Genomic DNA, 21,074 nt, shown 5'->3' with positions numbered 1-21,074 from the left:
TGTTTATTCAATAACACCACATACGACGCGAGCGCCGCCACCACCTAGCTTACTTGGGTGATCGGAGTGATTGTCACCACCTGCATGGATCATTAACGCTCGACCTTTTAAATCCGATAATTTTAGGCGAGGCGCGACAACGGGCTGATTGGCATTGCCGTCCATGTCCACATAGAGTGGAGGCAAGTCGCCTAAATGATTGTCATCGGTCCAAGGATAGCCATGCTTCCCTGTGTTGTTAGGATCATAATGGCCACCTGCTGCGCCGCCTAATACGGTTTTGTCATCCTTTTCTATGCTATCGCAAGATGGATTAGTGTGAACATGGAAACCGTGCACACCTGCTGACAAACCTGATAATTGAGGCGTAAAAACAACGCCATAATCACTTTGTGAAATCTCAATGGTACCCGCACTCTCATTGGTGTTGAGAGCAGTCATTTCTACCGTTTTTGCTAGCACGTTAGGGGCGGCGACAAGAGCGGATGCAACTGAAATGCATAGCAATCCTTTTAACATGGGACCTCCTTCTTTTAGGGTGTACGCTCAAGCACATATTAGTGAAAACCTGTTTTACTTATGTCTGTTGAGCGGTGAGTTTATGTCATAGAGTGATGTGTATCACTTTATGGTCTTAAACTGATATCTCGATCCGAAATCAGCTTTCTTTTATTTAGTCTTAACATGTTGAGATCGTTAAGATATAAAAAGAATAGACGCCAATCTTAAAATAGCCTGAATATTTTTAAATTAACGCAAAGTTAAATTTTTAATGACTTTATAACAAAGCTCATAATTGTTTTATAAAGAATTTGGTGGAATTGTCCGCAATAAAGAATAGTCAAATTAACGAATATATTAATGTGAACATTGTTGTTTATAGATTTGTGGTCAAACTGTTGCTTATATCATCAAATAAGATAAAAAATTGGAACTAAAGTCACTTAATGGCAGAGGAAAAAATTAAACTCTGATTGTAATGGGTAATAATGTTTTAGTAACAGATAGTTACGCACTTAAAATTAATAATATGGCTAATTTCCGACAAGGATTGAAAAAGATGAAAGACAAGGAATCTATTCAGACTAATAGCAGCCGCCGTAATTTTCTGAAAGGCGCAACAGGAGCTGTTGTTGCTGGTGTGAGTGCTTCCGCTTTCTCAGGCGTAGCTCAAGCACGAGAACAGAAAATTGATTGGAGCAGCCGCGGGCTAGGTAGAAAACATGATAAGCGCTTCTGGCGTAAAGTGCGAAGACAGTTCGTTTTGGACAAACGAACCACTTACATGAACATTGGTACAACAGGTTCAATGCCAAAACATGTTCTTGAAGATTACGAGCATAACAACAAGCTAGTGGCTAAATATCCTTGGGATATGAAAGGCAAATTTGGCTCTTGGCCGTATGTTTCTGAGATGGTTAAAGACGTCGCACCAGGCTTTGGTGCTAACCCAGAAGAGATCATTCTCAGCCGCAACACTACTGATGGCTTATGCTCGATCATTAATGGCTTACACTTTGAACCAGGTGATGTGATTCTAACGACACACCATGAACATATTGCTGCAACATCACCTATGAACGTAGCGAAACATCGTTTTGGTGTGGATGTGGTAGAAATTCAACTACCAGTATTTACTGGTACCGAAAACGTTTCTGAGCAAGATTACATTCAAGCGTTCCGAGACGCGCTTGATGCGAATCAAAACGTTCGCCTAATTGTTTTCTCTCATATCACATACAAAACAGGAACCGCGCTACCAGCAAAAGACATTTGTGCTTTAGCAAAAGAGTATGGTGTACCTACTCTTGTTGATGGCGCGCATACGGTCGGTATGTTTGACCTTGATTTCCACGATATGGATTGTGATTTCTATGCAGGATCTGGTCATAAGTGGCAGTGTGGTCCGGGCGCGACAGGTATTCTGTATGTTCGTGATAACGGTAACCGTTTGAATGAGTATTGGAGTGACCGAGAGAACCCGTTATGGTTGATCAACTCCTCACTTTCTCATGCTGATTACCTAGGTAAACAGCTGCAAATGCAATACATTGGTAACGATAACTATCCTGCGAAACAAGCACTAGTTGATAGTTGCAAAATGTGGGATGAGATTGGTCGAGACCGTATCGAAGAGCGAGTTGTAAGCCTTGGTAGTTTATGTAAAACCTTGCTTCAAGAGTACTTGCCACAAGCCAAAATGTATTCACCAAACGTGGAAGGCTTAACCAGTGGCTTAACGACGGTTAACCCGTTCTCCGATGTAACTAATGAAGAGATACTGACGGAATTCCGAGATCGTTTACGTGAAGAGTATGGTTACATCATCCGTACGACTAGCTTTAAGCTGCATAAGGATGATGACTTTGATACTTACGCGCTGCGTATCTCTACGCATTTGTTCCATGACGAACAAGATGTGGAAGGGCTCGTAGTGGCGATGACGAATTTGTATTACTCGTCGTTCTAACATCGTTGTTTATCACTCAAGCGCCCATTATTGGGCGCTTTGTGAAAGGTAAGGATATTATTATGTCAGTCATAACATTCAAAAGAACTTTAGCGACGGTGGCGCTCATGGTTACCTCTGTTGCGTCGTCTGCCGCTTGGTCAGACGATTTACAACAAATCCGTGAACGCGGTGTACTGCGTCACATTGGTGTCCCGTACGCTAACTTTGTCTCCTATATTGAACAAGGTGAAGTGGAAACTTTGACTGGCTTGGATGTAGAGATAATAAAAGGTTTTGCCAAGTCGTTAGGTGTTCAGTACCAGTATGTTCCAGCACAGTGGAGCGACGTGGTTGGTAAGTTGACAGGGCAAAATGTGCAATATCACAACAAGCAGGCTGTTGTCGGAGAAAGTGTTCCAATTGAAGGCGACTTGATCGCAAATGGCGTTACTATTCTTGATTGGCGCTCTGAGGTTGTCGATTTTTCACAAGATTATTTTCCTTCAGGTGTATGGTTGGTTTCCAGATCCGACTCTAGTCTGAGCCCGATTAAACCAAGTGGGTCGGTCAATGAAGATGTTAAAAACGTCAAGCAGCTGATCGATGGTCGCGAAGTGTTAGCTTTAGAACATTCTTGCTTGGATCCTAACCTTTATGACTTATATGACACAGGTGCAAAAGTTATATTACCTGATGGGGCGCGTCTCCTTAATGAGATGGTTCCAGCGATAATGAAAAATGATGCGGAAAGCACATTATTAGATGTTGCGGATACGCTAATTGCCCTCGAAAAATGGCCGGGCGAAATAAAAGTCATTGGCCCTATATCTGAAAATCAAAAAATGGCTGTTGCATTCCGTAAAAATTCCCCTGAATTACGCAAAGCATTTGATCGTTATTTAAACTCGATAAAAAAAGACGGTTCATACGAAAAATTAGTAAAAAAATACTATCCATCTATTTACTACTTTTATAACGATTACTTTATAGAAGATAAAAAGAAAGTCCGATGAATAAGGCCGTTAAAAAATTTTCCAGTAAAAGATTTATTACAATAAGCGCAATATTAGTTTCAATTTACCTAGCTATGCTTATTACTGTGACTAGCGTAGGTCAAAATAAATTAAAAGAATCTCAATACAGAGAACTAGATTTAAAAGTTAAAAGTTATGCAAGCACACTCGATAATTTATTTACCATAGCGAGTGAAGATCTTGATAATCTAGCTACAGATAAAACAATACAAACATTCTTTGGTAATTTAGCTTCTGGAATGTCAATGGAGTATGGGTTAGGTGCCAGTTTAATTAATTTAAAGCGTCGCTTCGATGAGAAGATAGACAGTAAGCTAATTAATAGTAGCCAAATCTATAAAAAGCTCACGCTGGTAGGCAGTGATGGAGTCACCATTGTCACCACTGGATCTGAAAACCTTGCCGAGCACAAAATGGACATACAAACCTTAATGACTCAACACGGGCATCCCGAAGAGGTTTGTGCGACGCGATACAATGATGACGTTCGCATTCAAGTCATTAAGCAAGTTAAGTTCTCCGGAAAGCCTGTTGCTTTTTTAATTGCCGATCTTAATAAGAATATTGTTATTGACCAACTTACTAACCAAGAACACGAAGATAGTTATAGCCGAATGGTGCTAAAAATAAAAGACGTGGAAATGGTTGTATGGGATACCATAAATAAAATACCTTCTCACAATAAGGATGAGAACTATTTCGTTTCTGAGGCTGTAGACGGAAAAATTTACTTTGAAGTGCCTGTGGATAAACATCACTTTAAATTGATGGCGTGGTTCGAGCCTTTGAGTGAACGAGATATATTTACATCACGGCTCTTTATTATTGGTTTGAGTATTCTGGCCGTTATGATCGTCATTGCTTTATGTTATGCATTCATCACGAACAATAATAGGATTGAATTGAAAATTAAGCTTGAGGAAGAAAAAAAGCGTAAAGATATTCTTTCTCAACAGAATAAAAAATTAACGAACGAAATTGAACGTCGAAAAGCGTCTGAAAAAGAACTCGCCTTCCAAGCTAAATATGACACATTAACTAATTTGCCTAATCGTAGTTATGGTTCCGAGCGATTGGCTTTGGAGTTAATTAGGGCATCGCGTAGTGGGTCTAAAGTTTTGGTGATGTTCATCGACTTAGACCACTTCAAGCAGATTAACGATTCAATGGGACACTTTGTTGGGGATGAAATCCTTAAACTCAGTGCTCAGCGACTGTATCAAGTCGCGAGAAAAACAGACTTATTGGCGAGAATTGGTGGGGATGAGTTTTTACTCGTCATCCCTGATTTGCCTGATAATGATACTGCAAAGCGAGTTGCTTCAAGTGTACTTTCGGCGTTTAACGATCCGTTTGTTTGGAACAACCATGAATTCTTCTTGAGTAGTAGCGTCGGAATGTCTGTGTTCCCGGATGACGGAGACAACGCTGAGCAGCTCCTTGCATGTGCTGATATGGCAATGTATCGGGCGAAACAAGATGGGCGTGATGGCTTTTGTTTTTATAACCATAATATGAACCAAGATTTGCAACGCTATTTGGATCTGGAAAATCGTCTGAGAAGTGCGATCTCCAATCAGTTATTAGAGCTGTATTATCAGCCAATTATTGAGCTGAGTAGTGGTAAAATCGTAGGGGCAGAAGCGCTAATGCGTTGGAATGATAACAAGTACGGATTCGTAAACCCTGAAGAGTTTATCTCTATTGCAGAGAAAAATGGTTTAATTCATCAAATTGGTGAGTTTGCTATTCAACAAGCGTGTCGACAAGCGGCACAATGGCAGAGTCTGACTCCGTTGTTTGTTTCTGTAAACTTTTCTAGTGTTCAATTTAGGTACTGCGAGCGCTTACTTACGTTTATTAAACACAGCCTTGAGGAGTCTGGTCTTCCGTCAGATAAGTTCGATATTGAAGTGACAGAAAGTCTCCTCTTCAATCACGATTCTGAGCTATTAGACATGCTTAATAACTTACGAGCGTTAGGCACCAAACTTACTATTGATGATTTTGGTACTGGTTATTCTGCGCTGAGTTACTTGCAGAAGTTTCCGTTCGACCGCTTAAAGATTGATCGTAGCTTTATGCAAAATATGTTCGAGAACGACTCAGACCGCGAGCTTGTCAACGTAATCATAGCAATGGCGAAAGCGCTGGATCTTAAGATCGTCGCAGAAGGCATCGAAGAACAGCGTCATGTGGATTACCTGAAAAACCTAAACTGTGAGTTCGGACAAGGTTTCCACTATAGCCGACCATTACCTGCTAAGGACTTTGAAGCACTTTTGGCTAAGCCTACCTGGCTATAATTCCTTTTATAACAACCTCATAGAAAAGCATTAATTTAATTTGTGCCTAGGATTCATTAATGCTTTTCCACCTTAAGGTATAATCCTTCCTCCTTCCTTGAATTACACTACAATTAATTGATGAGTGATAGCCTGTGACGCCCGTCACATAAAGGCTAAGCCTAATTCTAAACGAGTAAATACTCGCCAAAATAACTAGGAAGGAATTTCAAATGTCTTCTGCATTCTACCAACAGATTCAGCAGCAAATCGAAGAAGTAAAGGCGGAAGGCCTTTACAAATCAGAGCGTGTCATCACGTCTCAACAGCAAGCGGCTGTTAAAATCTCTACTGGTGAAGAAGTACTAAACTTCTGTGCGAACAACTACCTTGGCCTTGCCAATCACCCGGCACTTATCGAAGCGGGTAAAGCAGGCATGGACGAGCACGGCTTTGGTATGGCTTCAGTACGTTTTATCTGTGGTACGCAAGACATCCACAAAGAGCTTGAGCAGAAGCTTTCTAAGTTCCTAGGTAAAGAAGACACGATTCTTTACACATCATGTTTCGACGCAAACGCGGGCCTATTTGAAACGATTCTAGGTAAAGAAGACGCAATCATCTCTGACGCACTAAACCACGCGTCAATCATCGACGGTGTTCGTCTATGTAAAGCGATGCGTTTCCGTTACTCAAACAACAACATGGAAGAGCTAGAGCAACAACTGATCGCTGCGAAAGAAGCAGGTGCTCGCCACATTCTTATCGTAACGGACGGCGTGTTCTCAATGGACGGCGTAGTAGCAAACCTTCCTGCTATCTGTGACCTTGCAGAGAAGTACGGCGCATTGACGATGGTTGATGACTCTCACGCTGTTGGCTTCATGGGCAAAACAGGTGCAGGTACGCACGAGCACCACAACGTGGTTGACCGTATCGACATCATCACTGGTACGCTAGGCAAAGCAATGGGCGGCGCTTCAGGCGGTTACACATCTGGTAAAGCGGAAGTGATTGACTGGCTACGTCAGCGTTCTCGTCCATACCTATTCTCTAACTCTGTTGCACCAGCAATCGTAAGCGCTTCTATCCGCGTTCTAGATCTACTAGAAGAGAGCGGTGACCTACGTGATCGTCTATGGGAAAACGCAGCACACTTCCGTACTCGTATGGAAGACGCGGGTTTCACAATGGGTGGTGCTGACCACGCAATCATCCCAATCATGCTTGGCGACGCAAAAGTAGCAGCAGAATTTGCAGAGCGTGCGCTGGAGAAAGGCATCTACGTAATCGGCTTCTCATTCCCTGTAGTACCAAAAGGTCAAGCACGTATCCGTACTCAAATGTCTGCGGCGCACTCTCGCGAGCAACTAGACCGTGCAATCGACGCGTTCATCCAAGTTGGTAAGGACATGGGTCTTATTTAAGATTCTAGGCCTTAGACAATAGGGCCTTTAATTAAGGTTACATTATGAAAATTAAAGCATTATCAAAGCTAAAGCCTGAAGAAGGCATCTGGATGACTGAGGTTGATAAACCTGAAGTTGGCCATAACGACATTCTGATCAAAATTAAGAAAACCGCTATCTGTGGTACAGACGTACACATCTACAATTGGGACGAATGGTCACAAAAGACAATTCCAGTGCCTATGGTTGTCGGTCACGAATACGTGGGTGAAGTGGTTGCGATTGGTCAGGAAGTTCGTGGCTTTGAAATCGGTGACCGCGTATCTGGCGAAGGTCACATCACGTGTGGTCATTGTCGTAACTGTCGTGGCGGCCGTACTCACCTATGTCGTAACACGATTGGTGTGGGCGTTAACCGCGAAGGTGCATTCGCAGAATACCTAGTGATCCCAGCGTTCAACGCGTTCAAGATCCCTGAAGGCATCTCTGACGATCTAGCGTCTATCTTTGACCCGTTTGGTAACGCAGTACACACAGCACTTTCTTTCGACCTAGTAGGCGAAGACGTGCTTATCACAGGTGCTGGCCCAATCGGTATCATGGCAGCAGCGGTTGCTAAACACGTTGGTGCTCGCCACGTAGTGATCACAGACGTGAACGAATACCGTCTAGAACTTGCTCGTAAGATGGGTGTAACACGCGCAGTAAACGTGGCTGAAGAGAAGCTAGAAGACGTAATGGCTGAGCTAGGCATGACAGAAGGCTTCGACGTTGGTCTAGAAATGTCTGGTAACCCAGCAGCATTCAACTCAATGCTAACCACAATGAACCACGGTGGTCGCATTGCACTACTAGGTATTCCACCGTCAGACATGGGTATCGACTGGAACCAAGTTATCTTCAAAGGCTTGGTGATCAAAGGTATCTACGGTCGCGAAATGTTCGAAACGTGGTACAAGATGGCTTCACTGATCCAATCTGGTCTGGATCTATCGCCAATCATCACGCACCACTACAAGATTGATGACTTCCAAGAAGGCTTCGATGTAATGCGCAGCGGTATGTCAGGCAAAGTTATTCTTGATTGGGAATAACTTATTCAAGTAAGAAATGCGCTCCTTTTTGGGGCGCATTTTTGTTTCATGAAGATTCTTGTTTCGGGAAGAAATGGTCGCCAATCTTTTCTAAACTTCTCGTGTCGTTCTGCTACTTTTTTAGATTTTTTCCACTCAACTTCACCCTACCTTCTAACTCATTGTCGATTCTGTATTTGGAACAAGATAATAACCATTTGTTTTTAGTGGTTATTTTTCAGCATCATATGCTTAAAAAGCGTAATTTTTAAGTTTAATGTTTTTATTTGCTGTTCGTCTTTATCCTTATCCTGCTTCTTTTTATTGTTTTACATTTTATATGCATTTGGTTTTTCATAATTGAGCTATAACTAATAAAAAGGTTACCGATATACAGTGGAATGTAAAAATGGAGCTTTATATGAAAAGATTTTATCTGATGATGCCTCTGCTCTTAACCTCATTTAGTTGGCAAGCGAGTGGAGCGTCAGTGAGCGGTACGATTGATGTTTCAATTAACCTTGTACAAGGTTGTGTGATTAATGGAAATAATGCGGTAGATGCAGCTTCTGGCGTTGGCTTTGGCTCACTCGCCTTTGGAGACGTGCCTGCAATCTTCAGTGAACAAGATGGTGTGGTAAATGGTGGTAGTGCGACGGGTATTGAAGTGCTTTGTAGTAACGGTGTGACACCGACGTTTACATTGGGCACCGGATTGTATGATGCAAGTGCGACCGTTGGTACCTACGCGATGTCAAATGGCGCGCAATTTATTGATTATACGTTGTTTACCGACTCAGACCGAAGCACACAAATTATACAAGGCGGGACGGTAGCTCTGTCTGAATTTACTAGTGCAACATCGCAAACTATTGAGCTTTTTGCGAAAGCTTACGGTACGAGCAGCATTGCCGGTACATACTCCGATACCATCAGTGTGACGCTAAGCTGGTAAAACGTGACGCTGGTTGTTAGGGGCTTTTCACTTGTTGCGATGAGTTTGTGCTCTTTAACTGTGCTGGCTGATGCGACACAAACTTTTCAGGTGTCTGCCACCGTAGATACAGGTTGTTTGATTAACGGCGCAGTACAAGAAGAAAGCGCAACCCAAGCCGGGCAAATAGGCACGTTAGATTTTGGTGAGCATTCTTCAGTTTACGCGACGGAAGTACAAGGCAGCATCACTTACAGTTCATCACTCACATTAAGTTGTACTCCGGGTATTACGATGAATGTTTCCGTAAATGGCGGGATGAATGCATCGGATGGTGTACGTAAGCTAAAGCACAGTGAAGAAGCGACAACGGTAGATTACTTTTTGTTTCAGGATCTAAATTATACGCAGGTGCTTGATATTGACACGCAATATTCCGTCGATACTGACCAAGACCCAGATAATATTCAGTTTCCTATCTGGGCAAAGGCGACAATAAATGGGAATGAAATGGCTGGAATTTATATGGATACGCTTACGCTGACATTAGAGTGGTAAGTGAACTTTGGAGGGGTGAAATGGAATTCATACTCAAAAAACTATTATTAATAACCTTCCTTTTTGTTTTTTTCTCAAATGCCAACGCTAACTCATTATTAATTTGGCCGATTTACCCCAAAATATCAGAGGAGAGTAATGCAACATCACTTTGGATGGTAAATAAAGGCAGTGTTGATTCTTATTTACAGGTGAGAATTTTTAAGTGGGAACAAAACGAAGGAGAAGATAGTTATTCAAGTCAAAGCCAGTTAATTGCAACCCCTCCGTTTGTCAAAATTGAACCAGGTGAAAAGCAGTTAATCCGCATCATCAACCAAGATGAGGCCTCTGCGGGTAAGGAGTATGCATACCGAGTGATCATAGATGAATTACCGCCAACTCAAAACCCTCAAACAGAATTGACGGAAAATGAACTCGCTGTAAAAGTCCGAATGCGTTACTCGATACCTTTGTTTATTTACGGGAAAGGGCTGACTGATACTCAAAAATCAAACCGTGACAGTGAATTATGGGATGATTTACAGGCACAGTTTATTAAGAAAAATAATCAGCGTTTTGTTCACATTAAATATTCAGGAAAACACCATGTTCGCTTAGTGAATTTACAATTGAACCTACCAAATAAAGATCCTGTCGTTATTTCCGATGGACTAGCTGGCTATATTCTTCCTGAACAGTATAAGGTTTGGTCTATTCCCCATAGTAATGTCAGACCTATGAGTTTGAGCGCGAATATTGGAGGTAAACGTTACCAAATACCATTGAAGCAATAATGAATAGATTTAATACAATGAATGCTTTCTTTTGGTTGGTATTACTTAGCGTAACGTGGAGCAGTATTGGTCTTTGTGCAAATTCAGCAAACCACTTCTCTGAGCTACCGAGTCCTGAAAATTTCTCTTTAGAAAAGTTTGAGAATATCAGCCTCAATCTGGAGTTGGTGATCAATCAAAGAGCAACAGGGCTTGTTGCGAAAGTTGAGCGAGTTGGCGATCAGTTCTTTTTGCTCCGGGAGGACCTCATTTCAGTTGGGGTTACCGCCAAGTCGTTGCCTGGAACCGAAGAGAGACTTGAGGTTACGTCTATCCCAGGTGTTAACGTGCGTTACTTGCAATCGTCATTGCAACTTGCAATTGACGTACCGCCTAATTGGTTACCGATGCAGAGCTTATCAGCGCAGGATATGGGGCGATTTTCCCCGGCTCAGTTTGGGCGTGGTGGCCTGCTTAACTACAACGTATTTGGTGTGTACGAGAACGAAAGCCGACAAAAGGAGGTTTCTATAAATCATGAAGTCAGAGCCTTTTCTGAGTTTGGCGTTTTTTCTACTACTGGGATATTTAAATCTAACTTTCATCGCGATGTTCAGTCCCAGCAAAGCAGCCAGTACACTCGTTTTGATACGAGTTACGAGTACGTCAATCAAGAGAAGCGAATTCGTATGGAGGTAGGGGACTATATTGTTCGCCCTTTATCTTGGAGCCAACCAGTAAGACTGGCGGGTATTCAGTTGTCACATGATTTCTCTATGCGTCCGGATGTCGTGACGACGCCGTTACCTGCATTTTACGGTGAGGTCACAGCGCCCACTACGTTAGATTTGTTTATCAATGGCTTTAAAACTGACTCAATGAATGTTGGGCCCGGTCCTTTCATTATTAACGATATTCCAATGCTCTCTGGTGCTGGGGAAGCAACGGTAATTGCAACGGATGCTCAAGGTAAGCAAACGGTCATGACCAGCCCATTTTTTCTCTCTTCCGATCTACTGAAGACCGGATTTACCTCTTACAGTGCGAGTATTGGTGCGATCAGAGAAAATTTCGGTAATGCATCTAACGACTATGGAGACGGTGGCGTGGTTACCGCTCTGCGTCATGGCATGACTGATTGGTTAACATTAGAAGCTCAAGCTGAAGCAAAAGATGACCTGATCGTTGCGGGGCTGGGCTTTGTCACCAATGCTTTCAATTTAGGTACGGTGGATGCCTCGTTTCGTGTGAGTAATTTTCAGGATCAATCTACCTCATATGCGCTAGGTTATAGTTATCAGTCTCGGCTGTTTAGCTTCGCTGCTCGAACTCAAGTAGAACAAGCCGACTTTTATACCTTATCTCATTTACCAAATTACGAAATGCTCGATGAAGGCAAAGACGCTTCACTCGCGTCGCGCAATCTATCACAAATCAATATGGGAGTCCGTTTGGGAGATTGGGGCTCACTTTCTGGTGGGTACTTTGATATTCAACAATCCGACTCAGATTCACGTACCCTAAATCTCACTTATAGCTACGCTCTGCCTTTTAATATCAATATGTCCCTTTCTTACAATCATAGTATTGGTGGTCAGAGTGTTACGTTGGCGCAATTCTCTCTACCTTTCAGTTCTTTGGGGGGAAGTTCGGGGCTAACGCTGAAAAGAGAGGACGATGGCGATGTGCGAGGGCGAGTGGGTTACAGCCGCCTTGCGCCAATACGAGGTGGGTGGGGCGTCAATTTAGCGCATGATATTAACGAACACCCAGAAAACCGTAAACAGGCTGATTTGACCTACCGTGCGTCATGGGCGCAGTTCAGAGCGGGGTTAAATGGCACCAGTGGCGACTATGATTATTTTGCGGAAATGGCAGGTTCGGTCTCTACGTTGGATGGAGAAATATTCCCGGCGAATGAAGTGTATGACAGCTTCGCTGTGGTGAGCACCAGTGGTTTTGAAGGTATTCCGGTTAAATATGAAAATCAAATTGTCGGAGTGACAGACGATGAAGGTTACCTACTTGTTCCTTGGGCTACGGCGTATTACACCGCCAAATATGAAATCGATCCACTTAATTTACCTGCCAATGCTGCGTTTTCTGCAACAGAGCAGTTTGCTTCGATACATTCGGGCTACGGCTACCTGTTAGAGTTCCCAATAGAGCTACAAATTGCACTGAGCATGACGGTGGTAGACGAAAATCATTTGTTCCTTCCGATTGGTACATATGGCCGCTCAGAAACGGGCTTAACAAGCCAAATTGGTTGGGATGGTTTTACGTACTTTGAAGGCGTTGACCCAGGCCGCTATATTCAGTTTTATCCTCAAGGACAGCCGCCATGTAAAGTGTTTATTGAGGGGTTGTATCAGCGTGACAGTCAAAAAATACAAACATTGCCTGAGCAGGTTTGTATCAAAGCCGAAGAAGAGACCGCACTATGATTTTGCGCAGCTGGTTTGCTAGCCTACTTCTCTTTTTCTCGTGCTCGACAATGGCTTGTCAGCTCACGGCGGCAACACCTTTAATCTTGTTTGGCAATGTTTCTTCGTTTACTGTTTCAAGCTCTCAGCAGCAAAGCTCAGCTCAGCCTCATGCGGGGATTACGTGTGACTTTTCTACACTTGTGTCTTTGTTAAGTGGCGACTACGTATCAGCAAGGTTTAACAGTATAAATAATGGTTTGCTATTAAATGAGGATGATCCGAGTTCGGAGCTCAGCTATCAGATTTTTGGCGATCCAGGTCTTTCACAAGAGTATGTATTCGGCCAAACTTACAATTTTTTTGAAATCGGGTTACTCGATTTACTCGGGTTGTTTGGCACTCAAGCCGAGTTTCCGCTCTATGCTCGGACGGGAGTGGGTAGTAATCTTTCCGCTGGGACTTATAAAGACCAAATCACCGTATCCTGGATTTGGGATTACTGTAAGGGTATCGGGGTTCTAGGGGTATGCATTGGCCGCACCAATGGCAGCGCTCAAAGCGTGATTACGGTTGAGTTAGAAGTGACCCCTGATTGTATGATCACAGCGCCAGATATTGATTTTGGTTCGTCCCCATTAGTGGCTGGTTTTGAACCGGTCAGTCAGGTTATATCGTTAACTTGTACCAAGAATAGTTCCTTCTCCATTGGCTTGAATGACGGCCTAAATGCGTCCGGCGGTCAGCGGCGAATGATTTCTAGTGGTCACTATTTGGAGTATGAAATCTATAAGTCATCAACGATGGAGCGCTGGGGAGGAACCAGTTCTGAACGTCGTGAACACGGTGACGTCGATACTGGCGGCTCCATTCCTGATGGTATCACTCCACAGAATTATAATTATCGCGCGCAGATACTAACCAGCCAAACGACCCCTCCTGCAGGTACTTACACCGACTCAATAATCGTTGACGTTCAATTTTGAGCATCATGTCAATTACATCATTAGAGGCTTCTATTCCAAAAATCTTTTGTAATCATAGTTTTCACTCTGTCACTGCTTAATTTTGTGAGATTAGTATGGCTTTATTCTCACGGAATTTAACTTTCAGAAATAAGGAAAATGATGAAGAAGTCACTAACAACATTAGGTTTGGCACTGGTATTTACAGGAACAGCTTATGCAGCAAGCTGGGGCTACGAGGGAAACCATGGGCCAGCTCATTGGGGTGAGTTTGCATCTGAGTGCGCAAAAGGTCAAAACCAGAGCCCAATCAACATTGAATCGGCGACCGAAGCGAAGCTAGAAAAATTGAATTTCGACTACGAAGGTAAGGCAATTTCACTGCTGAACAACGGTCACACTTTACAGACTGGTTTAGAAGGTAAAAACACACTCACCATTGATGGTAAAGAGTTTACGTTGAAACAGTTCCACTTCCATACGCCATCTGAAAACCATGTGGACGGTAAAGAATACCCTCTAGAAGCACACTTTGTGCATGCCGACAAAGTAGGTCATCTAGCTGTTGTCGCGGTGTTCTTTAAACTGGGTGACGCGAACCCAGATCTAGCTAAGATGCTAGCTAACATTCCAACTAAAGATCAAGATGTTACCATCAAGGTTCCATTTGATGCTGATGCCCTTATCCCAAGTGATAAAGACTACTACCGCTTTAACGGCTCACTAACGACACCGCCATGCTCTGAAGGTGTACGTTGGTTCGTGATGAAAGAAGCACAAACTATTTCTCCTGAGCAGATAAAATCTTTTTCGGAAGTAATGGGGAAAAACAATCGCCCAATCCAACCGCTGAATGCACGTATGGTGTTAACGCAACAATAACCACTTCATGCGAAGAAAAATAAAAAGCCCGCTTAAACACAGCGGGCTTGATTATTTGGGTATTGGTGAGAACTAGAAGCCGTGATCTTCTTGCTCTTCCGCTTTTACCATTTGTATAGGATCAAGCTTAAGCGTCTGAGTAGGGAACGCGATATCTGCATCGTGTTCTTTAATGATGTTGATTACCTTAAGCAGTATGTCCTGCTTAACCTCATGGTATCTCACCCAATTCACGGTTTTAGTAAAGGTATAGATAAAGAAGTGCAATGATGATGGACCGAATGTATCGAAGTTGACGATAAGTGTTTGGCGTGCATCAATGTCTTTGTGATTTTTCAGCATTTCTTTTACCGCGGTGATAATTTGCGGCATTTTTTCAGCATCGTCGTAACGAAGTCCAATTTTTTCGTAGATACGTCGGTTCAGCATGCGAGATGGGTTTTCTACGACAATGCTGCTAAACACTGAGTTTGGCACATACAGTGGACGCTTATCGAAAGTTCGGATAATGGTCATACGCCAGCCAATGCGTTCTACCGTCCCCTCTATTTGTCGGTCTGGAGAACGGATCCAATCGCCAACTTTAAATGGACGATCGAAGTAGATCATAAGACCTCCAAAAAAGTTAGACAGCAAATCCTTCGCCGCTAAACCGACGATCAAACCACCAACACCACCGAAGGTAAGTAGGCCCGATAGTGACAGACCAAATGCCTGCATTACGGTTAGAATTCCGACGGTAATAAAGAACAGGCGCGCGACCTTAGCTATCGCTTGTACTGTTGTTTCATCTCGGTTCTTTTGTTCGAGAACATGCTCTTCAACATTGGTAATGAGCCGCATAACGGTCCATACGAAGATGCTGATGATTAAAATCAGTTTCAGCGTACTCAACCAGTTTATTTTATCGTTGAGCTCGCTCTCTAATATGATGCCGATAGAGACGCTTGCTGGCCAACACCAAATGAGTGTACTGACTGGTGCTTTTAGCGCATCAAGCAACATGTCATCCCAGTGGAAGGGCGTTTTCTCTACGAGCGCAGCGAGGCGAGAGCGGATCAGCCGCCAAGCTATCCAAGCTATAAAGCTAGCGAGCGTAATGAAAAGGACGCTCCCACTCCAATTTTGATGAGACGTTTCAATGTAGCTTTGTAATTCGGTAAACCACTGTGGCATATGTAACTTATTTCTAGTGAACCATGGAAGGAAAGGTAGCAGATATTACTCCTTCACCCCAGTGATTTCCTTTAAATCATTTACTTATGTCTAAACCGTCCGAGATGGACTTTTCCTTCCGATGACAAGATAGTCACCTCAATGTTCTGTTGAGCGACCGCTTCATGCATGTTCAGAGGTATGCTAACAATGATTGAGGGTTGATATTTGGACGATCAATTATAACTTCTCTGACTTATCGCTAACATTTATCTTAAGTAAGTGTGAGAGTGTATTGGCTCTTGAATTAGCGGAGGCAGATATGGAATTTACAGAGCTGGATCGAAACGCGCTCTACGACATCTGGATGTCACAAAAAGCCAAAATGCACATCACTCAAATGGAAATGGCGAAGCGCCTTGGTTTGAGTCTACACGAGTTTTCTGGCTTGTTACGTGGTAATTCTCCACTGACGCTAGGTTTTGTAAAACAGCTATGCGAGCAGCTACATGTACGTCCTGGTCAGGTGATTCCGTCTTTGACGGAGCGTGACCTATCTGCATCTGGTACCGTTTATTTACAAAATCGTGTGACGGTGGATGGCGATATCAGTAACGTGTTTATCGACGGAAACCAAGTCGTGATCGAGTACGTTCACCAAGTTAGCTAGCTTGCTCGTCAAATTATCGGGTTGAAGAGCAATAAAAAACGAGCCACTGTTGGCTCGTTTTTTCGTTTCTGTTTTGCTCGATTGCAAAGATTATGGGATTTTCACTAGCGAATCGCGTGAAAGATCCGCGATAGACTTAGCGCCAGTCAGCGTCATTGCTACACGCATTTCTTTATCGTACAGATCCAGTAGATTTTCAACGCCTGCTCCGCCTTGTGCTGCCAATGCGTACACAAATGAACGGCCAAGAAGCGTACAGTCTGCACCAAGTGCGAGCATACGAACGACATCAAGACCAGTACGAATACCAGAGTCTACGAAGATCTTAAGATCACCTTTTACCGCATCCGCAATGCTTGGCAGTGCTTTAGCACTTGAAAGTACGCCATCTAACTGACGGCCACCATGGTTAGATACCACAATGCCATCTGCGCCGAAACGTACCGCATCTTTCGCGTCTTCTTCATCTAGAATGCCTTTGATAACCATTGGGCCATCCCAAAAATCACGAATCCACTCAAGATCTTTCCAGGAGATAGAAGGGTCGAAGTTTGCGCCTAACCAGCCGATGTAATCTTCTAGCTTTGTTGGTTCGCCACGATAAGTTGAGATGTTACCTAAGTCGTGCGGTTTACCAAGTAGACCCACATCCAGCGCCCAGCTTGGGTGGCGCATCGCCTGGAATACACGACGCATGGCCGCGTTAGGGCCACTCATACCTGAGTGCATGTCACGGTAACGTGCGCCAGGAACTGGCATATCAACGGTAAACACCAGCGTTGTTACGCCTGCTGCTTTTGCACGCTCAAGTACGTTTTTCATAAAGCCACGGTCTTTAAGCACGTAAAGCTGGAACCACATTGGACGTTCAATTGCAGGTGCGACTTCTTCAATCGGACAAACCGAAACAGTCGACATAGTAAATGGGATGCCTTTTTTCTCGGCTGCTTTTGCTGCTTGCACCTCGCCTCGGCGCGCGTACATACCAGTTAGACCAACAGGAGCTAGCGCGATTGGCATTGCCAGTTTCTCACCGAAGATCTCGGTTTCGAGGCTCAAATCTGTCATATCGCGTAGGACGCGTTGGCGAAGAGCGACATCACCTAAATCGTCAGTATTACGCTTCAGCGTGCGTTCGTCGTAAGAGCCGCCATCAATATAATGGAATAGAAACGGGGGAAGCTTGGCTTTCGCGGCAGCGCGGTAGTCAGTAGAAGCTGAGATAATCATAATGGTGTCCTAGCGGTTATTCTAAGCAAAGTTGTGGAGCAATTTGCTCTTTCGTTGAGTCTTCATCGCAAAGCAGTGAAGACATCAAAATGAGTATAGTTACCTATGGTTCACTTACGTTTGAATCGGTGATGTTGGTAACCCATTTACATAATTGGTTGAAAAATTTTATTAAATCACTCAATCAGTTATGCAAACTGGAAAGGGTGACACAGCTGTCGGGGGAATTGATGTAGCAAGCTAAATCAACATGTCGGGGTAGTAGTGCAGACAGCTGTGTCAAATTAGGCAGGGCTGTAAACCCTGCATTTCGCGTTACTTCATTAAGACATCTGTCATTTGGAAGCCATAAATCAGCACCAATCCAATAATGCCTGTCATTACAATGTAGTAGAACGTAGGGATAATCGTCTTACGCAATGTTGCGCCTTCTCGACCAAGCAAACCTACCGTGGCTGATGCGGCAACAACGTTGTGAATCGCAATCATGTTACCTGCGGCAGCACCGACGGCTTGGAGTGATACAACAATCACACTCGAAATAGACAACGTTTGTGCCACTTCGAATTGGAACTGGCTGAACATCATATTTGATACCGTGTTTGAGCCAGCGATGAACGCACCCAGTGCACCAACGGTGGCACTCAGCGCTGGGAACGCAGAACCAACAAGGTCAGAGGCGAAGTTTGCGGTTGTGACGGGCATACTTGCTAGGTCAGCACCGTTGATGCCTGAGTTTATAAAGATACGAACCATCGGAATGGTAAACACCAAGACAAAACCCGCCCCAATCAGTGTTTTGCTTGACTCGCCAAACGCTTCACGCAATGGCTTTACACTACCGCTTTGTAACATTGCAGCAAGTAGTGCGACAAACACCAGAATGCCACCAGGAAGGTATAACGGCTGAATCGCAGCGCTAACGCCAGTCTCACCAAGAATGTTGCTGAACGACAAACTTACGCTTTGTACAAAGCCTTTCAGCTCAGGGCTTACGCGGCTTGCGACGAGAATAACTGCCAGCATTACATATGGAACCCAAGCTTTTACGATGCTCATTGGCTTGCCCGGATTGTCGTTTAGATCGACTTTTAGCGAACCTAACCACTCTGCAGGCCATTTGTCTTCGCTTTCGAAATCCCACTTAGTCTTTGGTACTAAAAAGCCTTTTTTCGCTGCGGTAACAACGATAGACAGACCAACCAAACCACCGATAAGTGAAGGAAACTCTGCGCCCAAGAATACGCCGGTTAACGCGTATGGAACGGTGAAAGAGACACCAGCGAATAGCGCAAATGGTAGAATATCCAGGCCTTCACTCCAGCTTCTGTTCTTGCCGAAAAAACGTGTTAACATCATCGCCATTAATACTGGGATCATCGTACCTACGACTGCGTGAATGACAGCAACGTGCGCTGTGATATCTTGCAGGTACATTTCCCACGTTGCACCTTGTGCGGCCAACGACTCACTGATGTTATGCGTGTCTAAACCTTTGTTTACACCTACGATGATAGGCGTGCCTACCGCGCCGAATGAAACAGGCGTAGACTGAATCATCATGCCCATTAGGACAGCGGCTAGCGCAGGGAAGCCGATTGCAACCAGCAGTGGTGCAGCGATTGCTGCCGGGGTACCGAACCCAGATGCGCCTTCAATGAACGAGCCAAAGCACCAAGCAATGATGATGGCTTGTACACGGCGGTCAGCCGAAATATCGGTAAATCCATTACGGATTGTGGTGATCGCTCCAGTGTGTTTTAAAGTGTTGAGCAAGAAGATGGCACCAAACACGATCCATAGAACAGAGACAGTAATGCCCAGTCCTTGGAATACGGAAGCCAGTACGCGATTGGCTGACATATCCCAAAACATAAGTGCGATAGCGACGGTTAGACCGAACGCAACAGGCATGGCTTTTTTAGCAGGCCAGTTGAGACCAACCAATAAGATGGCGGCAACAACAATTGGCGAAAATGCCACTAGGGCAAGTAGGGTTTCACTCATTTGTACATCCTTCGTACGCTGACTTCTCGAACGGTGTCAATCCGCTGTAGAGGTGACTTTTTGTTGTAATGGTTTTGTTAATTTGGCGTGAATTTACTCCTTTATTTTTTGTTGATATAGGGAAATAATGAAAATAATTAATTCCAAAAGTGACATAATGGTATGAGAGCAGACGACTTAATCCTATTTTCTCAAGTAATCGAACTTGGCAGCTTTAGTAAGGTTGCAGAGGCAAATAACCTTACAAATTCGGTAGTTAGCAAAAGAATGGCGAGGTTGGAGGAAGAAATAGGGGCTCAGCTATTATATCGAACAACGCGCAAATTAACCTTGACCGAGGCAGGTAAGGTGTTACTCCACAGTGCTAAAAATGTGAAGCAGGCCACTCAGGAGGCTATGGATGCTGTTGCAGGCTTTGGAGAGAATGTGAGCGGTCATATAAAAATGTCCGTGCCGTGTATCTCTGGAGATTTGATACTTGCTGATGCTGTTGCCGAGTTTTGTAACCTTCATCCGGGTCTGACCGTGGATATGTCATTGGATAATCGCTTTGTCGATTTAGTGGCTGATGGTTACGATTTAGTCATTCGAACTGGCTACCTAGCCGACTCTAGTTTGATCGCACGACATATTCTCGATTCCCAATGGGTGGTATGCGCGTCACCTTCTTATATTGCGAAAAATGGGAAACCGATCGAGCCGATTGATCTCACCACGCACAATTGTCTGCAATACGCTTACCAAACCACAGGTGCAACGGATTGGGAGTTTAAAGGAGAAGATGGCAATTACATCGTCAAAGTATCGGGCTGCTTTTCTACTGATAACGCGACCGCATTACGTAAAGCCGCTCTGGGCGGCCATGGTATTGCTTACGTCCCGCGCTGCTTGGTGTATCACGATATTCGTAACGGTCAACTGGTGGATATTTTTCCTGAATTAGTAGGTAAAAAGTTGGGTATCTACGCGGTGTATCCGTTTACTCGTCAACCACCGAACAAAGTGAAGTTGCTTATTGAGCACATTCGTGACCGATACTTAACGATATCTCATTATTTCTAGGTTCTTCATAGATTTAAAACAATGTCGTTGAAATCAAAATTGGGTGCTCTAAGGTAATCACCGCAATAAAACGATTGAAGATAAACAACTTAATAAAAACAACGGAGTAACACGGACGTTATGCATTACCCAAAAACACGTAAAGATTCTGTCGTGGACACTTATTTTGGTCACGAC

General features: G+C 43.8%; 17 protein-coding genes. 13 read left to right on the top strand and 4 right to left on the bottom strand.

Translation table 11 applies throughout. The annotated features are described in order from the left end of the window. Positions 1 to 3: 3 nt before the first annotated feature. Entirely contained in the window at positions 4 to 519 is a 516-nt protein-coding gene (locus R7H07_RS19885) for a superoxide dismutase family protein (RefSeq protein ID WP_104976434.1), read from the bottom strand. A gap of 541 nt (positions 520 to 1,060) precedes the next feature. On the opposite strand from R7H07_RS19885, the gene R7H07_RS19880 reads away from it, so the two are divergent. From R7H07_RS19880 to R7H07_RS19830, 11 genes are all read left to right on the top strand, one after another. Further along, positions 1,061 to 2,470 (top strand): aminotransferase class V-fold PLP-dependent enzyme, encoded by a 1,410-nt coding sequence (locus R7H07_RS19880; RefSeq protein ID WP_206959464.1) that lies wholly within the window; start codon positions 1,061 to 1,063, stop codon positions 2,468 to 2,470. A 62-nt stretch (positions 2,471 to 2,532) separates the two neighbouring features. Continuing rightward, the gene (locus tag R7H07_RS19875; RefSeq protein ID WP_042521667.1) at positions 2,533 to 3,465 is read left to right on the top strand and encodes a transporter substrate-binding domain-containing protein; all 933 of its coding nucleotides are present in this window, start codon (positions 2,533 to 2,535) and stop codon (positions 3,463 to 3,465) included. Beyond that, positions 3,462 to 5,792, top strand: a complete 2,331-nt coding sequence (locus R7H07_RS19870) for a putative bifunctional diguanylate cyclase/phosphodiesterase (RefSeq protein WP_206959462.1) — start codon at positions 3,462 to 3,464, stop codon at positions 5,790 to 5,792. The genes R7H07_RS19875 and R7H07_RS19870 overlap by 4 nt, the downstream gene beginning before the upstream one ends. A gap of 212 nt (positions 5,793 to 6,004) precedes the next feature. After that, positions 6,005 to 7,198 (top strand): glycine C-acetyltransferase, encoded by a 1,194-nt coding sequence (locus tag R7H07_RS19865; protein ID WP_005375095.1) that lies wholly within the window; start codon positions 6,005 to 6,007, stop codon positions 7,196 to 7,198. A 44-nt stretch (positions 7,199 to 7,242) separates the two neighbouring features. Next, complete coding sequence (tdh, locus tag R7H07_RS19860; RefSeq protein WP_005383983.1) at positions 7,243 to 8,274, top strand: L-threonine 3-dehydrogenase; 1,032 nt, start codon at positions 7,243 to 7,245, stop codon at positions 8,272 to 8,274. Between the two features lie 388 nt (positions 8,275 to 8,662). Continuing rightward, entirely contained in the window at positions 8,663 to 9,208 is a 546-nt protein-coding gene (locus R7H07_RS19855) for a spore coat U domain-containing protein (protein ID WP_005375099.1), read from the top strand. A gap of 39 nt (positions 9,209 to 9,247) precedes the next feature. Further along, positions 9,248 to 9,745, top strand: a complete 498-nt coding sequence (locus tag R7H07_RS19850) for a spore coat U domain-containing protein (protein WP_017820521.1) — start codon at positions 9,248 to 9,250, stop codon at positions 9,743 to 9,745. Between the two features lie 20 nt (positions 9,746 to 9,765). After that, complete coding sequence (locus R7H07_RS19845) at positions 9,766 to 10,521, top strand: molecular chaperone (RefSeq protein WP_206959460.1); 756 nt, start codon at positions 9,766 to 9,768, stop codon at positions 10,519 to 10,521. After that, positions 10,521 to 12,947, top strand: coding sequence for a fimbria/pilus outer membrane usher protein (locus R7H07_RS19840; RefSeq protein ID WP_373920864.1), 2,427 nt, complete (start codon positions 10,521 to 10,523; stop codon positions 12,945 to 12,947). The genes R7H07_RS19845 and R7H07_RS19840 overlap by 1 nt, the downstream gene beginning before the upstream one ends. After that, a complete protein-coding gene (locus tag R7H07_RS19835; RefSeq protein ID WP_206959458.1) occupies positions 12,944 to 13,912 on the top strand; it encodes a spore coat U domain-containing protein in 969 nt (322 codons plus the stop codon). Before R7H07_RS19840 ends, R7H07_RS19835 begins: the two co-directional genes overlap by 4 nt. Positions 13,913 to 14,053: 141 nt before the next feature. Continuing rightward, positions 14,054 to 14,773: a carbonic anhydrase gene (locus tag R7H07_RS19830; protein WP_042521660.1), complete on the top strand. Its 720-nt coding sequence runs from the start codon at positions 14,054 to 14,056 to the stop codon at positions 14,771 to 14,773. Positions 14,774 to 14,845: 72 nt separating this feature from the next. On the opposite strand, the gene R7H07_RS19825 is transcribed toward R7H07_RS19830, so the two are convergent. Beyond that, positions 14,846 to 15,949, bottom strand: a complete 1,104-nt coding sequence (locus R7H07_RS19825; RefSeq protein ID WP_042521658.1) for a mechanosensitive ion channel family protein — start codon at positions 15,947 to 15,949, stop codon at positions 14,846 to 14,848. A gap of 301 nt (positions 15,950 to 16,250) precedes the next feature. Here R7H07_RS19825 and R7H07_RS19820 point away from each other — a divergent pair, with 301 nt between their 5' ends. Beyond that, complete coding sequence (locus R7H07_RS19820; RefSeq protein WP_005375109.1) at positions 16,251 to 16,598, top strand: helix-turn-helix domain-containing protein; 348 nt, start codon at positions 16,251 to 16,253, stop codon at positions 16,596 to 16,598. Positions 16,599 to 16,688: 90 nt separating this feature from the next. On the opposite strand, the gene lldD is transcribed toward R7H07_RS19820, so the two are convergent. Together lldD and R7H07_RS19810 are read right to left on the bottom strand one after the other, a co-directional pair. Further along, on the bottom strand, positions 16,689 to 17,828 hold the full coding sequence (gene lldD, locus R7H07_RS19815) for an FMN-dependent L-lactate dehydrogenase LldD (protein ID WP_005383962.1): 1,140 nt from the start codon (positions 17,826 to 17,828) through the stop codon (positions 16,689 to 16,691). Between the two features lie 315 nt (positions 17,829 to 18,143). Then, positions 18,144 to 19,835, bottom strand: coding sequence for an L-lactate permease (locus tag R7H07_RS19810; protein ID WP_005375111.1), 1,692 nt, complete (start codon positions 19,833 to 19,835; stop codon positions 18,144 to 18,146). Positions 19,836 to 19,997: 162 nt separating this feature from the next. On the opposite strand from R7H07_RS19810, the gene R7H07_RS19805 reads away from it, so the two are divergent. After that, positions 19,998 to 20,897, top strand: coding sequence for a LysR family transcriptional regulator (locus tag R7H07_RS19805; protein ID WP_005375112.1), 900 nt, complete (start codon positions 19,998 to 20,000; stop codon positions 20,895 to 20,897). The last annotated feature ends 177 nt before the right edge of the window (positions 20,898 to 21,074 follow it).

Origin of the sequence: Vibrio sp. Vb1127, assembly GCF_033338735.1 — a bacterium.
Lineage (GTDB): Bacteria > Pseudomonadota > Gammaproteobacteria > Enterobacterales > Vibrionaceae > Vibrio > Vibrio alginolyticus.
Note: the sequence above shows the minus strand (reverse complement) of the source record. Positions and strands in the feature narration are given on the sequence as shown.

Coding starts and splice junctions, on each gene's coding strand:
- R7H07_RS19885 (WP_104976434.1), bottom strand. CDS start 519: ATGTTAAAAGGATTGCTATGCATTTCAGTTGCATCCGCTCTTGTCGCC.
- R7H07_RS19880 (WP_206959464.1), top strand. CDS start 1,061: ATGAAAGACAAGGAATCTATTCAGACTAATAGCAGCCGCCGTAATTTT.
- R7H07_RS19875 (WP_042521667.1), top strand. CDS start 2,533: ATGTCAGTCATAACATTCAAAAGAACTTTAGCGACGGTGGCGCTCATG.
- R7H07_RS19870 (WP_206959462.1), top strand. CDS start 3,462: ATGAATAAGGCCGTTAAAAAATTTTCCAGTAAAAGATTTATTACAATA.
- R7H07_RS19865 (WP_005375095.1), top strand. CDS start 6,005: ATGTCTTCTGCATTCTACCAACAGATTCAGCAGCAAATCGAAGAAGTA.
- tdh (WP_005383983.1), top strand. CDS start 7,243: ATGAAAATTAAAGCATTATCAAAGCTAAAGCCTGAAGAAGGCATCTGG.
- R7H07_RS19855 (WP_005375099.1), top strand. CDS start 8,663: ATGGAGCTTTATATGAAAAGATTTTATCTGATGATGCCTCTGCTCTTA.
- R7H07_RS19850 (WP_017820521.1), top strand. CDS start 9,248: ATGAGTTTGTGCTCTTTAACTGTGCTGGCTGATGCGACACAAACTTTT.
- R7H07_RS19845 (WP_206959460.1), top strand. CDS start 9,766: ATGGAATTCATACTCAAAAAACTATTATTAATAACCTTCCTTTTTGTT.
- R7H07_RS19840 (WP_373920864.1), top strand. CDS start 10,521: ATGAATAGATTTAATACAATGAATGCTTTCTTTTGGTTGGTATTACTT.
- R7H07_RS19835 (WP_206959458.1), top strand. CDS start 12,944: ATGATTTTGCGCAGCTGGTTTGCTAGCCTACTTCTCTTTTTCTCGTGC.
- R7H07_RS19830 (WP_042521660.1), top strand. CDS start 14,054: ATGAAGAAGTCACTAACAACATTAGGTTTGGCACTGGTATTTACAGGA.
- R7H07_RS19825 (WP_042521658.1), bottom strand. CDS start 15,949: ATGCCACAGTGGTTTACCGAATTACAAAGCTACATTGAAACGTCTCAT.
- R7H07_RS19820 (WP_005375109.1), top strand. CDS start 16,251: ATGGAATTTACAGAGCTGGATCGAAACGCGCTCTACGACATCTGGATG.
- lldD (WP_005383962.1), bottom strand. CDS start 17,828: ATGATTATCTCAGCTTCTACTGACTACCGCGCTGCCGCGAAAGCCAAG.
- R7H07_RS19810 (WP_005375111.1), bottom strand. CDS start 19,835: ATGAGTGAAACCCTACTTGCCCTAGTGGCATTTTCGCCAATTGTTGTT.
- R7H07_RS19805 (WP_005375112.1), top strand. CDS start 19,998: ATGAGAGCAGACGACTTAATCCTATTTTCTCAAGTAATCGAACTTGGC.